A 12,030-nucleotide genomic window follows, 5' to 3' on the forward strand; every position below is an offset into this window, starting at 1 on the left:
AGAGGTTCCCGCATTCAACCTAGGTCAAACCTGACAATAGAACTAATCCCAACACAGCTCCAAACACAATCAGAGCGTAGAACTGGGCACGACCGGTTTCCAGGTATTTCAGCCCCTCACCTGTAATCAGCGTGACGAAGCCAGTTAGGTTAACGATACCGTCCACTAGTTTGACGTCCATGGTAAGGGCAAATTTAGCAATTTTGCGACTGCCCTGGACAAAGACCACTTCGTAGATGTCATCGACATACCACTTGTTGAGGGAAAAGTTGTAAAGGGGTTTGATCTTGGTTGCGATCGCACCCGCATCTATCGTCTTCGTCACATACATCAACACCGCTAAGGTAATACCCACGACCGAGATCGCCACAGAACTACCTGCCATCACAGCAAACTCATGCAGGTCTACTTCTTCCGCCAGCTCAGCAACAGTAACCACTTCACCAGGGGCAGAAATAAACGCCTCAAAGTAATTGCCAAAGGGCGTACCCACCAGACCCACCAGAATCGAAGGCACTGCTAAGAGAATCAAAGGCAGAGTCATCGTAATCGGTGACTCATGGGGCTCAGACGCATGGTGGTGATCGTCATGGTGGTCCTCTGCAGCCATGGGCATTTCCTGAGTACTCATGGCACCAGGGCCGAGGGAAGCGCCCATACTCTGGAGATTCTCAATGCGCAGTTGCTCTTTGATGTCACCGTTAGTCCCGCGAAATTCCCCTTCAAACGTGGAGAAGTACATACGGAACATATAAAACGCAGTGATACCGGCGGTTAACCAACCAATGGCCCATAGGAAAGGACTGACCTGGAAAGTGGAACCCAGAATTTCATCCTTAGACCAGAAACCAGCAAAGGGAGGAATACCGGAAATCGCCAGGGTACCAATTAGGAAGGTAGTGGCTGTAGCTGGCATATATTTACGCAGACCACCCATCAGACGCATGTCTTGGGCATAGGTGGGGTTGTGGCCAACCACACCTTCCATACCGTGGATCACAGAGCCAGACCCCAGGAAGAGCATGGCCTTAAAGTAAGCGTGGGTCATCAGGTGGAATAGACCAGCGCTGTAAGCACCCACACCCATGGCCATGACCATGTAGCCCAGCTGGGACATGGTGGAATAGGCCAAACCTTTCTTAATATCGTTTTGCGTAATGGCGATTGTGGCCCCCATCATGGCGGTGAAAGCCCCCACGTAGGCAATGGTTGTCATTGCTACAGGGATTTCCTCAAACACCGGATACATGCGGCCAATCAAGAACACCCCAGCTGCCACCATGGTGGCAGCATGAATTAGGGCAGAAATGGGTGTGGGGCCTTCCATCGCATCCGGCAACCACACATGTAAGGGGAACTGAGCCGACTTGGCCATGGGTCCCATAAAGACCAGAATCGCAAATAAAGCAGCGATTACACCCGGTAAACTGCCAACTTCCACCATATGGGTCAAACGCTCACCCATAATGTCAAAGTCAAAGCTACCCGTGGCCCAGAAAATGCCGAGCATACCCAGCAACAGCCCAAAGTCACCTACGCGGTTGGTGACAAAGGCTTTCTGACAAGCGTCAGCAGCTGGTTTGCGGTTATACCAAAAACCGATGAGCAAGTAGGAACACATGCCCACCAGTTCCCAAAATACATAAACCTGTAGCAGGTTAGGACTCATCACCAGCCCTAACATGGAGAAGCTAAACAGGCTCAAGTATGCATAAAACCTGACATAGCCAGGATCGTGAGCCATGTAGCCGTCGGTGTATACCATCACCAGAAAGGCCACGGTGGTCACAATCACCAGCATCAGTGCAGCCAGATGATCGATGGTGTACCCCATCTGCAGCTTAAAGCTGCCCGCCGAAGCCCACTCAAACATAAATGAGTAGGGCTCGTGACCATTCCATTGACTCCAGAGGATGCCGAATGACATCACCATCGCCACCCCAACCAGGCTGACGATAAAGATTGAACTAGGGGTACGCAGCTTGCTTGTAGCGTCGCTGTAGCTGATTAGACCCACACCGACAATAGCTGCACCGAGGAGTGGCAGTACTGGGATGAGCCATGCATATGAATAAAGAGATTCCAAGGGTTCCATAAGTTTTTTTGGTGCCTGCCCCACACGCTAGAGTTGGCAAAACCGCCTACATTCTTACACATGAGAGCTGGACTATTATCCAACTTCTGACGGACCTTTCTTACAGGACGTTGATTTTTCCTTGAGCAATCAATCACTCAAATTGGTACAACGCAAGTAAAACGAGGGCTTCTGTTTAAGCGGGTTTGAACAAGGTTGCGATCCTGAGAAAAAGGTTATTTTTTACGACATCGCTGAATGGTTTAGGTTTCTTGATGTTGGATGAGTAAGTTCACAACAAGGATTGATAAAGCCCAATGGGTCATTGGCGATGGGGAGGGAGGGTGAAGCGAACAGGGGAATGGGGAATGGGCAATGGGCAATGGGGTAGGTGGACACACCGTAACCTCTGGGTTAAATATTTTTTCCGCATTGCTATCGTCACCCTTGTGCTGCTGGCGAACATCCTAGCGTTGCCGATCATGGCGCAAACAGGGACGCAACCAATGGCGCAAAAAGCTGATGTTGTTATTGATGGTCGGGTGTTGTTCCAGCTGCGCAGCATTGAAGATATCAGTGCCGAGGAACGAGCCGTTTTTGCGAACCAGGCCCTATGGCAGGTGATTGACAATGCTGATCAGCAGCCAACACCAGCACCGATTCGAGTGCGGACACGAGAACGCGATGGTCTAGTAACGCTCAGGGCTAACGGTCGTCATTTGCTCACGGTGACCAGTGGCGATCTGATGGCTGGAGTGCTACCCGAAGAGCGGGCTGAGCTGTGGGCTGAGATTTTGCAAGTAGCTTTGGATCGAGCCCAGAAAGAACGGCAGCCTGATTATCAGCGAAAAATGGCCTGGGTAAGTGTGGGAGTGGTTGCGATCGCACTCCTCTCTTGGGTGCTCCTCTACAACATCCGCCGCTGGCTCTGGCGACGGCAGACCCGCAAGGGCAGACTACCCATGTGGATTTTGCCATCATTGCTGGGTGCCCGATTTTTGGTATGGCTAGCCGCTGGCATCTATGTATGTGAGTTATTTCCTGTAGCCCGGTCTATCCGCTATCGCATCTTTCAATTTTTAGAACGGACATTTACCGACCCCTTATTTGACATTGACGGCCAAGGGTATTCCCTGGTCAGTTTATTTAATGTGGTCTTGCTCACCCTGGCGCTGTGGATTGGGGTGCGGGTTGTCACATCGGCAGTCAAGTCTAGATTTTTGCAGGCGGCGATACCGGATCGGGGTGTACAAGATGCGATCGCCACACTCATGCAGGCCATCCTCACAGGCATTGGCCTTTTTTTGATTCTGCAGGTATTAGGCATTGACCTCAGCGCCTTAGCCATTCTTGCCAGTGTGCTCGGTGTTGGCCTGGGTTTTGGTCTACAGAATATTGCCAATAATGTGGTCAGCGGCTGGATGATGCTCTTTGAGCGATCGATTCAGGTGGGAGACTTTATTAACCTGGGCGACCTGGCCGGAACCGTTGAAAGTATTGGCGTGCGCAGTACGGAAATTCGCACATTAGATCGCGTGTCGATCATTGTGCCGAATGCACAGCTACTGGAAAACAAGGTAATCAACTGGAGCCATGGGCATCCAGTATCGCAACTTCATTTGCCCATGGGAGTGGCTTACAACTCAGATATTCGACAGGTACATACGACAGTGATGGAGGTAGCAAGAGCGCATCCGAGCGTGTTGCAATATCCCCAGCCCCGTCTACGATTTTTAGGCTTTGGTGACAGCGCCCTCAATTTTGATGTACTGGTATGGATTCGGGACCCACGCCTACAATTCGATATCAAGAGTGACCTTTATTACATGCTCGAAGCCAATTTTCGTCGCCACAACATCGAGATCCCCTTCCCCCAACGAGATTTAAACATCCGTTCTCCCCAGTGGGATACAACTATCTGGGCACAACAGAGATCTCAAGCAGGAACTCCAGCCGCCTTAGGAAAGGAAGAAAAACAGCCCCAGGGATTAAAAACCTCCGATTTATTGGCGGATGTTAGAGATTTTTCCAGCCTGTTACAAAATCAGCAGCGTTTACAAGATGCATTATTGGAGCGTTTAGTAAAACAGATGCGCTCGGAGGATGGGTTAAATATTCAGAATCGTCGGTTCCGATTGACGGTGTATCCCAATTGTTTTATTGGCAGTGAAGCCGTAACGTGGCTAGCCAAAACACAAAACGCCACCCGAGAAGCCGCCGTCAGGATCGGCCAGGCCTTAGTAGAACAAGGCATATTTCACCATGTCACCGATGAACATCCCTTCAAAGACGAATACCTATTTTATCGGTTTTACGAAGATGAACCATAAATCTGACAAAAACATACCCCTTAACAAGAGCCTGACTGATAGCTATCGCGTCTCAGGGCTGGCACAAGGCACAGCCCCTACAGGATTATCCATTTTGAATCGGGCTATATGAATAGGAGGGTTTTGGGGAGGAAAGCCCTGAGCAGCCCATTTCACCATGGATCAACCCACAGTATTGTTCACATATTGAAGGATATCGACTACGACAAAATAACCGCGCCGCTTTTACACAAAAAACAATCACCTTTGTAGAAAAGTCGCAGATATTGCCATTTCGCACTTCCACAGCAAAAACACTCCGCAAAATGGCTGAGGTAAACTGAATAACTTGCCAGATGCCCATCGCCCCTCGGACAAAATCACCATGTATACCGCATTTCTTGCCCTCCCCCCCTTAGACCCACAAACCGGCAAGACTGAACCACCAAACACGCTTATACCTGAGACAAATCTGGCTGCCCCTCCAGAGATTTTTGAGTTATCCAATACTGCCTCCCACGTAGTGAATAGTGCTACCCATAAGCTGAATAGCACGTTGAGTAATAACGTTACAGTCAGATATGTGGTGGTACCAGCGATGTTTGGTGGTCTAGGTAGCGTTGCATTGCGGCTGATCCAGGAGGGGGGGTCGTTCATGGCTACAGCCAATGCCCAGGCAATGGACACACAAGATGGCACAGAGACTTCAGCACAGGCCGAAACAGTTGCAAAAGAACAGGACAGTGAAGAGAATTCAGAACAAATTGAGCCAAGTTTAGAAGCAGAAGATGACAGCGTATCTAACACTCAGGAGCAACAAACGGCAACAGAAGAAAGCGTCGTCCATGACTTTGTTCCATCTATTCAGTTGGGGGCTGGTTTAGAGTTTTTAATCTTAGTAACTTCTAGCATTTTGTTAGGGGCAGTAGTGGGCTTTATCGGCACCATTCTTAGCTTGGATGGCCCACCGGAAAAGGCGAACAACAAGTCAAAGCTAGCAGCGACATCGCTAATGTTTGCCCTCTTTTTCCCTTCTGTGATTACAGTATTTCAAGAAAATGCCATGTCACAGGCCAAGCTGATCAGGGCAGATGAAGAGAAAACCGTACTTGAAGAGAAAGTAAGAGAAACCACTCAACAGGCAGAAAATCTAGAAGAGGTTGCCCATGATCGTATTATTAATGATATTGAAACATTGGATATTGCTCCTGAAGCAATAGAACCATCATTACCAGATGATCTAGCCCCACTTAGTCAAATACAAACAACTAACCCAACTGACAGTCAGACTTCTTTGATTGATAGTACGAGAGCGTTAGTTTTGAATGCCACTTCAGACGAAAAGGCACAGGAATTTATCGACAGTATCTTTAGGATTGGCAATGTTGCCGATGGCACTGTAAGGGACCACGCAGTTAGAGCTTTAAGAGAAATCAACGAGAATCCTACACTATCAGAAGCGGTGCAACAGGCAGCTGAAGAAAAGGCAGAGGAGTTACAAAACGCGGTAGTTGACGGCTTACAAGAATCACCCTAGAAACCATTGTCATCACCAGCTTAAAAAGTGGCATAGCAAAGGGTTGAATGGCCTTGCATATGCCCCTTAGGGGTACTCCTTTGAACGCACATTCCTCAGTGCCTTAATTCCAAAGTTTCGGTTATCTTGAGTCATGGACACCAAGGACCCAGCTATGGAATCGTCGACTGTAGATTCAGGTTCAAATACTATTTCTAGCCAAGCTTCTGGACAAGAAATTTATACCCGTTTATCCGAGAATATTCAGCAGGTGGTGAAAGGGCAAACTGGGGCTGTGCGTAAGCTGCTGGCCGCCTTTATCAGTGGCGGGCATGTGCTGCTAGAAGACTACCCTGGCACGGGTAAAACCACACTGGCCAAAGCGCTAGCTTTTTCCGTCGATGTTTCCTTCAAGCGAATTCAATTTACGCCTGATTTGCTCCCCTCTGACATTTTGGGCGTCTCAATCTTAAACCCCATCGAACAGTCCTTTCAGTTTCACGAAGGCCCTATTTTTGCCAATATTGTTCTAGCAGATGAGGTGAATCGCGCCTCTCCCCGCACCCAATCGGCGCTGCTGGAAGCCATGGCAGAATCTCAGGTCAGCATTGATGGCACCCTGAGAACGCTAAGCCCACCTTTTTTTGTAATTGCTACCCAAAATCCGGTGGGAGCCCAAGGCACCTATCCCTTACCAGAAGCCCAAATGGATCGGTTTGCCCTGCAGTTTAGTTTGGGCTATATCTCTCCAGAAGAAGAAATGGAGATTTTAGCAAGTCAGCTCCAGCAACATCCCATTGTCCAGGTTAAACCCTGTCTCTCACGAGATGCTATTTTTACCCTCAAGCAACAGGTGCAGCAAATCCGAGTCAGCGATGAACTCAAGCGTTACATCATTGATATTGTCGGGGCCACCCGCCAAGCAGAAGGGGTACAGCTAGGGGCTAGCCCCAGGGGAGCCATTGCCTTAATGAAACTGGCCCAGGCACTTGCCCTCTTTGATGGTTACGAATTTGTTTTGCCCGAGCAGGTACAAGAGATGGCGCTGTCAGTCCTGGCCCATCGGTTGGTCCTCGAACCCCAGGCCCGATTTTCGGGCCAAACAGCCGATGCGGTGATTCAAGACATCTTAAATGCGACGCCTGTGCCTGCCTGAGCCATGAATCTTTTCTTTTATCGTCTATTTCGATGTTTGGGCTACAGCCTGCGGCAATGGTTAAAAAGGCGATTTACGCCGCTGGGTGTGGGTGTTTTAGTGTTTGCCATCATTGCTGGGCTGGCAGGTCTGGATACCCAGCAGAGTTTGTCTTACCAGGTGTTTGCCCTGGCCTGCTTATTATTGACTGTGTCTATGGTGGCTACCGCCTTTTCACGGCCTCGGTTTCAGGTTAGGCGACGGCTACCGCGCTTTGGGACGGTAGGCTTGCCGTTACCCTACCGAGTAACGGTACAGAATTCTACTGGCAAGGATTTTAGGAAACTGAGACTGATTGAAGCGTTTGCCCATTCATTTCCTAGCTTTGAAGACTATCTTGACATTAGCCGTCCAGGCCGCAAGGATGCTCAGTCATGGAGCAAATTAATTGATCAGGCTCAGCGTGCGATCGCACCTGCCGTCGGGATTCCTGTATTGGCAGCCCAGGGCACAACTGAAATCAAAGGTGAGATTACACCCCTACGACGAGGGTTACTACAGTTTGAGACCATGACCCTGGCCTGCCCTGATCCGCTCGGCCTATTTAATGCCTGCGTCAGACTACCCCTGCCCCAATCGGTATTAATCTTGCCAAAGCGCTACCCGGTGCCGTCGTTTCAACTGCCAGAACGTCAAGGGTATCAACCGGGAGGCTTATCGCTTGCCCTATCGGTGGGAGAATCAGAAGAATTTTGGTCCTTGCGCGACTATCGCCCCGGCGACTCGCCGCGCAAGGTTCATTGGAAAAGCTGGGCTAAATTGGGTAAACCGGTGGTGCGAGAAGAACAAGCCGAGTACTTTGTGCATCACGCTCTGGTTTTAGACACCTTTCAACCGGAGTCATTTAGCGAAATTTTAGAAGAGGCGATCTCAGTGGCCGCGTCGTTGGCTGGTGAAATGCAAAACCAGGAGTCCTTACTGGACCTTATCTTTTCAGGCTTAGGTGGTGGATACGTTACCCTGGGCCGAGGTTTGGGCCAAACAGAACGTATCCTTGAGCTGTTAGCGTCGGTAGTCCCCTGTCAGGATAAGCCCTTTGACTCGTTGTTACCAATCATGCAAAGTCGTTTGCCGCTGTTAAGCAGCTGCATCTGCATTTTTCTCACCTGGGATGAGGCCCGCCAGACATTGGTTAAGCAATTACAGTCCGTTAATATCCCCACCTGGGTTTTGATCGTGACCCGTGATCAAAACACACTATCGCCGATGTTAGACGATTATCAAAGTCATTTAATGCGGGTTTATCCGTTACCGTTAGGTCACATTCAGCAGGAGCTGCAAGCGATATGCAATTCCATGTAGCCAGCCTGTGCAGTTTGGCATTATGCCTATGGGGATTTCAAACGGAGCTGTGGGGTCTGGCAGTGCCGATGATTGTGTGCATCGAAGGGAGACGGGTGTTCTCCAAGGGCTGGACGCTCTCTAAAAAGGCAACCGTATGGGTTTTGTTTATCTGCATTTCCGTGATCGTGGTGACGCTCCAACTCACGGGTGCTTTCCAGGGCATGCTGCAATTGCTGCCGTTGGCACTGTTTCCACTGATGTTGGCGCAAGTCTACACGTCCAATCTTTCCCAACAGATTCAAAATTTCTTCATGAATTCCTCCTTTGCCAAACGAGGAATTCAATGGAAACGACCCTCCTTTGACTTTTGTTATGTTTACTTTGGCCTATGTTTGTTATCAGCCAGTGCCGTCAATGCAAATAGAGTTCTCTTTTATGGTTTAGCTTGGATGCTGGTCGCCATACTGTTGTTTTACCTGCGGCCTGCGAAGTCTAAGGTAATGATTTGGCTTGGTTTACTATGTTTGGCTGGAGTTTTGGGGATTTTAGCCCATCGGCAGTTGAGTCGGATTCAGTTTGATCATAGCTGGCTCAATGATGGGGGTGGACAAGGTGATGGGTTTTCTCAAGGTCTAAACCAAGGCAGTCCCCTGGACTTGATTTTATGGAGGTTCGGGGAGAGACTATTTGCGCCTATCCAGGAACAATTACCGCAAGAGCCTGAATCTAGGGCGTTGCTTTTGCTAATTTTCCTGGTTGTTGTGATTATTATCGGTCTTCTGATCTGGTGGTGGAGGCAAAAACGGCGGGAAAGGCTGGCTGCAAATGTGGATTTTGGGATGCAAGCGTCGCAATCGGCTCTCCCCGGTATCGATTCAGAGTTTTACCAAATCGAACACATTTTCAAGCAATTAAAGCTCAGGCGCAGACCTGCGGAGAACCTACAGCATTGGCTAGAACGACTTACCGAAAAACTATCTGTTGCTCAGGTAGAAGCACTCAAACCGATTATCCAATTGCATTATCGCTATCGTTTTGACCCCGAGGGTATTGATGCTGCTGAGAGAAATCAGCTGAGGTCCCTAAGCCAATCCTGGTTAGACAGTTATCTTGTCAGCCAGGATGCTCAAGGGTAGATGGGTGGCCTGTCCTGAGCGAAGTCGTTGGCGTAGCCTTCCCAGGGGGAATAGGGATGGGTGGATGGGATTTGGGCAGGGAGATTGGAGATGGGGTGAAGAGGGAATTGATTAGGAGTTGGTTGGAGGTGTTGCGATAGATCCTACCCTACCTGGCACAAGACTATTATGGCGATTAACAAAACATATTTTATTTAGGCCAACTAGTATCTTCAGAAAGCCTTTAAACACTAGTAGATTTTTCATCCTCTCCAGTTCCTAGAGTCCGTACTGTAGATATTCCTACATCAACGGCCTTACTGATCTAGAAAGAGGGTGATTTTTTAGCATAAGTAAACTATCTAATCGTGATTTCTACGGTTGTGTTTAACGTAATAAACTAGTGAAGTTGTTGAAAATTTTACCAGACTAGGTAATTGTTCTTGCAAAATCTGTTTCGTTAGCTTTATTCTCTCCTGATATTAGATAAGGAGCTATTACCGATTTCCTCTCTATCGGTAACTTATAGAATCGGCACAGGCTCTAAAGCCAATAAAACTGCTATCAGTCGAGAGATACATGAGTACACAAGGGAACGCATCACTTATTGCCGACATTGAACTGGCTCTATTAGCCAAGATTGAAGAAATTATTGGTGATGGTGGAGACAATACACTTTTTGGCAATAAAGAACCAAACAAACTGACTGGCCAAGCGGGCAATGACACCCTTCGCGGGAGAGCTGGAGATGACATTCTTTTAGGAGGCGAAGGCAACGACACCCTATTTGGCGGTCGTGATAATGACATTCTCCTGGGTGGCATCGGCAATGATAATTTGCGGGGTGGAAAAGGCAATGATTCTCTTTTGGGTGGTTTTGGTAATGATCGCCTGGCAGGCCAAGCTGGTGATGACATTATCATTGGTGATGAAAGACTCACCGCCCAAGACTATGATGCCGATGGCTATTTGTTAGATACTACCAATGCTCTCCATGGCAATGATCGCCTAATAGGTGGTGATGGCAATGACTTTCTACAAGATCAATTAGGTAGTGATCGTCTAATTGGTGGAGCTGGAGATGATGTTTTGGTAAGTATCAGTGATGCGAATGCTCCGGCTGAGAACACGAGAATCGTTGCTAATCAGGATGATGGCAATGATGTTGATAAACTTGTCTTTGCGAAAAAATTCTACAATCCCGATGGTCTGGCAGCGAATGATAGGCTAACTGGTGGTGCTGGTGCAGACACCTTTAAATTTGACATCCTTATGAATGCACCTGCTGCTATCTATACGCAGCATCTGCAAGACGACGGCCTGGTCAACTGGGGCATGGGAGCTGTTGCTGGGGAAAATGACAACTACCATGACCACTGGGTTGAGAGTATTGGTCGTGATACAATCACTGATTTTAGCGGTACCGGCGGCGAAGGGGACCAAATTATCATTACTGGCCATACCGTCACTTACAAGGTGATCAAGGAGCTAGATGAGCGCATTGTGCTTGGTGTTTACACTGATCAAGGCGGGGACGGTGTACGTGGGGGCGGTGCCCATGATCTGGATGTGCTGGGGGTGATTAACGTTAAGCATGATGGTAATTTTAACCTGGCCAATGATGTCACCGTTGTAAAAGCTGATCTAGGCGCATTCTAACCTTGCCTAATGTTTACCTTTAATTGATACAGATGTGGGCTACTACAGTCAGTGTAGTAACCCATTTTAAATGACTAGTTCTCATTGGATATGGGGTGAAGGGGGAATCGGTTAGGAGGCGAAGTGGGTTGGAAGTGGTGCGATGCATCGCGCCCTACCCGGCTCAACTATGCAAATGTCAATTACTTAGCGGACGGCGTTAGAATAGGCTTAGCCTATGGAGAAGTCCCATGACCACGGTGTTAGAAGCTTTGCAATCTGCGCAATTTGTTGTGGATACCACAGGGCAAAAAGTCGCTGTACAGGTGACGCCCGCAGTGTGGGAAGCGCTTATTAACTGCTTGAAAACCGCAGACAGTGTTCCAACGGTGGAGGAATTATTGGGATTGGCCGACGAAGTGCCACAGGCAAACCTTCAATCTGAGGTTCATATTGTCCAAGAAGATGCCACGCTGACCTACTCTGCTATGAAGTTATCAGAGCCTTCCTTTGCCAGGGTGTGGGATAACCCGGAGGATGACATCTACAATGACCTATAAGTTTGGAGATGTTGTTCTGGTGCCATTTCCGTTTACGAACCAGGTAGCGAGTAAGAAACGTCCAGCGGTCATTGTCATTCAGATGGGTATAATCAGCGGCACATCGATATTGTCTTGATGGCGATTACCAGTCAAACAAGTGCCATGGCATATGCCGATAATGTTGTGCTTCAGGATTGGAAATCGGCTGGTCTTTTGAAGCCATCAGTAATTAAGCCAATTATAATGACGGTGGAAAAGGAGCTGATTTTGAAGCAGCTAGGGGTTTTGTCGGAACAGGATAAGCTGTCTGTGGTTAAGTTGTTGTCAGAAATCCTGGGTTAGGAGGTCATAGCCGAA

9 protein-coding genes are annotated in these 12,030 nt (G+C 48.5%); 8 read left to right on the forward strand and 1 reads right to left on the reverse strand.

Annotation, left to right across the window (positions count from 1 at the left end; genetic code table 11):
• Nucleotides 1–19 precede the first annotated feature (19 nt).
• Nucleotides 20–2,086 (reverse strand): NAD(P)H-quinone oxidoreductase subunit 5, encoded by a 2,067-nt coding sequence (locus SPB21_RS17625; protein ID WP_250565463.1) that lies wholly within the window; start codon nt 2,084–2,086, stop codon nt 20–22.
• Between the two features lie 305 nt (nt 2,087–2,391).
• On the opposite strand from SPB21_RS17625, the gene SPB21_RS17630 reads away from it, so the two are divergent.
• The 8 genes from SPB21_RS17630 (at nt 2,392) to SPB21_RS17665 (ending at nt 12,015) form a co-directional block, all read left to right on the forward strand.
• Nucleotides 2,392–4,404 (forward strand): mechanosensitive ion channel domain-containing protein, encoded by a 2,013-nt coding sequence (locus tag SPB21_RS17630; RefSeq protein ID WP_499867307.1) that lies wholly within the window; start codon nt 2,392–2,394, stop codon nt 4,402–4,404.
• Between the two features lie 364 nt (nt 4,405–4,768).
• Nucleotides 4,769–5,920, forward strand: coding sequence for a hypothetical protein (locus SPB21_RS17635; RefSeq protein WP_499867308.1), 1,152 nt, complete (start codon nt 4,769–4,771; stop codon nt 5,918–5,920).
• 154 nt (nt 5,921–6,074) lie between these two features.
• Nucleotides 6,075–7,055 carry an AAA family ATPase gene (locus SPB21_RS17640; RefSeq protein ID WP_499867310.1) on the forward strand — a complete coding sequence of 327 codons (981 nt, stop codon included), beginning with the start codon at nt 6,075–6,077 and terminating at the stop codon, nt 7,053–7,055.
• Between the two features lie 3 nt (nt 7,056–7,058).
• On the forward strand, nt 7,059–8,396 hold the full coding sequence (locus SPB21_RS17645) for a DUF58 domain-containing protein (RefSeq protein ID WP_499867311.1): 1,338 nt from the start codon (nt 7,059–7,061) through the stop codon (nt 8,394–8,396).
• Entirely contained in the window at nt 8,381–9,514 is a 1,134-nt protein-coding gene (locus tag SPB21_RS17650) for a hypothetical protein (RefSeq protein ID WP_499867312.1), read from the forward strand. Before SPB21_RS17645 ends, SPB21_RS17650 begins: the two co-directional genes overlap by 16 nt.
• A 558-nt stretch (nt 9,515–10,072) precedes the next feature.
• The gene (locus tag SPB21_RS17655; RefSeq protein WP_163696233.1) at nt 10,073–11,152 is read left to right on the forward strand and encodes a calcium-binding protein; all 1,080 of its coding nucleotides are present in this window, start codon (nt 10,073–10,075) and stop codon (nt 11,150–11,152) included.
• Nucleotides 11,153–11,382: 230 nt separating this feature from the next.
• Entirely contained in the window at nt 11,383–11,691 is a 309-nt protein-coding gene (locus tag SPB21_RS17660) for a hypothetical protein (protein WP_499867314.1), read from the forward strand.
• 117 nt (nt 11,692–11,808) lie between these two features.
• Nucleotides 11,809–12,015, forward strand: a complete 207-nt coding sequence (locus tag SPB21_RS17665) for a hypothetical protein (RefSeq protein ID WP_499867316.1) — start codon at nt 11,809–11,811, stop codon at nt 12,013–12,015.
• The last annotated feature ends 15 nt before the right edge of the window (nt 12,016–12,030 follow it).

Origin of the sequence: Leptothoe sp. ISB3NOV94-8A, assembly GCF_043421595.1 — a bacterium.
Classification (GTDB): Bacteria; Cyanobacteriota; Cyanobacteriia; order Phormidesmidales; family Phormidesmidaceae; genus Leptothoe; species Leptothoe turfae.

Bases quoted from the DNA above. Each gene is read 5' to 3' on its own strand.
- SPB21_RS17630 (WP_499867307.1), top strand. From the start codon at position 2,392: ATGGGTCATTGGCGATGGGGAGGGAGGGTGAAGCGAACAGGGGAATGG.
- SPB21_RS17635 (WP_499867308.1), top strand. From the start codon at position 4,769: ATGTATACCGCATTTCTTGCCCTCCCCCCCTTAGACCCACAAACCGGC.
- SPB21_RS17640 (WP_499867310.1), top strand. From the start codon at position 6,075: ATGGAATCGTCGACTGTAGATTCAGGTTCAAATACTATTTCTAGCCAA.
- SPB21_RS17645 (WP_499867311.1), top strand. From the start codon at position 7,059: ATGAATCTTTTCTTTTATCGTCTATTTCGATGTTTGGGCTACAGCCTG.
- SPB21_RS17650 (WP_499867312.1), top strand. From the start codon at position 8,381: ATGCAATTCCATGTAGCCAGCCTGTGCAGTTTGGCATTATGCCTATGG.
- SPB21_RS17655 (WP_163696233.1), top strand. From the start codon at position 10,073: ATGAGTACACAAGGGAACGCATCACTTATTGCCGACATTGAACTGGCT.
- SPB21_RS17660 (WP_499867314.1), top strand. From the start codon at position 11,383: ATGACCACGGTGTTAGAAGCTTTGCAATCTGCGCAATTTGTTGTGGAT.
- SPB21_RS17665 (WP_499867316.1), top strand. From the start codon at position 11,809: ATGGCGATTACCAGTCAAACAAGTGCCATGGCATATGCCGATAATGTT.